Annotated in this window: 1 rRNA gene; it reads left to right on the forward strand. The window is 56.7% G+C overall.

Going from position 1 to position 3,431, the window contains the following annotated elements:
- Positions 1 to 288: 288 nt before the first annotated feature.
- Positions 289 to 3,410, forward strand: a 23S ribosomal RNA gene (locus ACF1BH_RS30835).
- The last annotated feature ends 21 nt before the right edge of the window (positions 3,411 to 3,431 follow it).

Consider the following 3,431-nt stretch of genomic DNA (forward strand, 5'->3'; position numbering starts at 1 on the left):
CCCTTCGGGACGAGGTCAGAGGCCAGGATGTGAGCGAATGTCTCGCACTGGTTGCTCATGGGTGGAACGTTGACTACTCGGCACACTCGGTTGGTGATCGTTAGTACTGCTTCGGCGTGGAACACGAGGTATCAAGTGAGGGTGTCGGGCACGCTGTTGGGTATCTGAGGGTACGGACTTTCGAGTCTGAACCTTCGCGATGCCGGCCCCAGTGAACTCAGCCTTCGGGTTGGGGTGGTGGGTGGCTGGTCGTTGCTTGAGAACTGCACAGTGGACGCGAGCATCTGTGGCCAAGTTTTTAAGGGCGCACGGTGGATGCCTTGGCACCAGGAACCGATGAAGGACGTGGGAGGCCGCGATAGGCCCCGGGGAGCTGTCAACCGAGCTTTGATCCGGGGGTGTCCGAATGGGGAAACCCGGCAGTCGTCATGGGCTGTCACCCGCTGCTGAACACATAGGCAGTGTGGAGGGAACGCGGGGAAGTGAAACATCTCAGTACCCGCAGGAAGAGAAAACAACCGTGATTCCGGGAGTAGTGGCGAGCGAAACTGGATGAGGCCAAACCAGTCACGTGTGATACCCGGCAGGGGTTGCGTGGTTGGGGTTGTGGGATCTCTCTTTCACGGTCTGCCGGCCGTGAGGCGAGTCAGAAACCGTTGATGTAGGCGAAGGACATGCGAAAGGTCCGGCGTAGAGGGTAAGACCCCCGTAGCTGAAACATTGACGGCTCGTTTGAGAGACACCCAAGTAGCACGGGGCCCGAGAAATCCCGTGTGAATCTGGCGGGACCACCCGTTAAGCCTAAATATTCCCTGGTGACCGATAGCGGATAGTACCGTGAGGGAATGGTGAAAAGTACCGCGGGAGCGGAGTGAAATAGTACCTGAAACCGTGTGCCTACAAGCCGTGGGAGCGTCGCACAGAGACTTGTCTCTGTGTCGTGACTGCGTGCCTTTTGAAGAATGAGCCTGCGAGTTTGCGGTATGTTGCGAGGTTAACCCGTGTGGGGGAGCCGTAGCGAAAGCGAGTCCGAATAGGGCGTTTTAGTAGCATGCTCAAGACCCGAAGCGGAGTGATCTAGCCATGGGCAGGTTGAAGCGGAGGTAAGACTTCGTGGAGGACCGAACCCACCAGGGTTGAAAACCTGGGGGATGACCTGTGGTTAGGGGTGAAAGGCCAATCAAACTCCGTGATAGCTGGTTCTCCCCGAAATGCATTTAGGTGCAGCGTCGTGTGTTTCTTGCCGGAGGTAGAGCACTGGATAGGCGATGGGCCCTACCGGGTTACTGACCTTAGCCAAACTCCGAATGCCGGTAAGTGAGAGCGCGGCAGTGAGACTGTGGGGGATAAGCTCCATGGTCGAGAGGGAAACAGCCCAGAGCATCGACTAAGGCCCCTAAGCGTGTGCTAAGTGGGAAAGGATGTGGAGTCGCAGAGACAACCAGGAGGTTGGCTTAGAAGCAGCCATCCTTGAAAGAGTGCGTAATAGCTCACTGGTCAAGTGATTCCGCGCCGACAATGTAGCGGGGCTCAAGCACACCGCCGAAGTCATGTCATTGCAGCATAAGGACTAACGTCTGTTGTGATGGGTAGGGGAGCGTCGTGTGCCGGGTGAAGCAGCCGTGGAAACGAGTTGTGGACGGTTCACGAGTGAGAATGCAGGCATGAGTAGCGATACACACGTGGGAAACGTGTGCGCCGATTGACTAAGGGTTCCTGGGTCAAGCTGATCTGCCCAGGGTAAGTCGGGACCTAAGGCGAGGCCGACAGGCGTAGTCGATGGACAACCGGTTGATATTCCGGTACCCGCTTTGAAGCGTCAAACATCGAGCCCTCTGATGCTAAGGCCGTGAAGCCGCCCTGATCTCTTCGGAGTTGAGGGGAGTGGTGGAGCCGCTGAACCAAGGTGGTAGTAGGTGAGTGATGGGGTGACGCAGGAAGGTAGTCCAGCCCGGGCGGTGGTTGTCCCGGGGTAAGGGTGTAGCCCGTCATCCAGGTAAATCCGGATGGCGTGAAGGGTGAGACCTGATGCCGAGCCGATTGTGGTGAAGTGGATGATCCTATGCTGTCGAGAAAAGCCTCTAGCGAGTTTCATGGCGGCCCGTACCCTAAACCGACTCAGGTGGTCAGGTAGAGAATACCGAGGCGTTCGGGTGAACTATGGTTAAGGAACTCGGCAAAATGCCCCCGTAACTTCGGGAGAAGGGGGGCCATTGCTGGTGATGAGTTTTGCACTCTGAGCTGGTGGTGGCCGCAGAGACCAGCGAGAAGCGACTGTTTACTAAAAACACAGGTCCGTGCGAAGCCGTAAGGCGATGTATACGGACTGACGCCTGCCCGGTGCTGGAACGTTAAGGGGACCGGTTAGTCAACTTTCGGGTTGGCGAAGCTGAGAACTTAAGCGCCAGTAAACGGCGGTGGTAACTATAACCATCCTAAGGTAGCGAAATTCCTTGTCGGGTAAGTTCCGACCTGCACGAATGGCGTAACGACTTCTCGACTGTCTCAACCATAGGCCCGGTGAAATTGCACTACGAGTAAAGATGCTCGTTTCGCGCAGCAGGACGGAAAGACCCCGGGACCTTTACTATAGCTTGATATTGGTGTTCGGTTCGGCTTGTGTAGGATAGGTGGGAGACTGTGAAGCGATCACGCCAGTGGTTGTGGAGTCGTTGTTGAAATACCACTCTGGTCGTGCTGGATGTCTAACCTGGGTCCGTGATCCGGATCAGGGACAGTGTCTGGTGGGTAGTTTAACTGGGGCGGTTGCCTCCTAAAGGGTAACGGAGGCGCCCAAAGGTTCCCTCAGCCTGGTTGGCAATCAGGTGTTGAGTGTAAGTGCACAAGGGAGCTTGACTGTGAGACTGACGGGTCGAGCAGGTACGAAAGTAGGGACTAGTGATCCGGCGGTGGCTTGTGGAAGCGCCGTCGCTCAACGGATAAAAGGTACCCCGGGGATAACAGGCTGATCTTCCCCAAGAGTCCATATCGACGGGATGGTTTGGCACCTCGATGTCGGCTCGTCGCATCCTGGGGCTGGAGTCGGTCCCAAGGGTTGGGCTGTTCGCCCATTAAAGCGGTACGCGAGCTGGGTTTAGAACGTCGTGAGACAGTTCGGTCCCTATCCGCTGTGCGCGTAGGAGTCTTGAGAAGGGCTGTCCCTAGTACGAGAGGACCGGGACGGACGAACCTCTGGTGTGCCAGTTGTCCTGCCAAGGGCATGGCTGGTTGGCTACGTTCGGAAAGGATAACCGCTGAAAGCATCTAAGCGGGAAGCCTGCTTCGAGATGAGGGCTCCCTCCCACTTGATGGGGTAAGGCTCCCAGTAGACGACTGGGTTGATAGGCCAGATATGGAAGCCGGGTAACCGGTGGAGTTGACTGGTACTAATAGGCCGAGGGCTTGTCCTCAGTTGCTCGCGTCCACTGTGT

The organism is Streptomyces sp. NPDC014733, assembly GCF_043083385.1.
Taxonomy (GTDB): domain Bacteria; phylum Actinomycetota; class Actinomycetes; order Streptomycetales; family Streptomycetaceae; genus Streptomyces.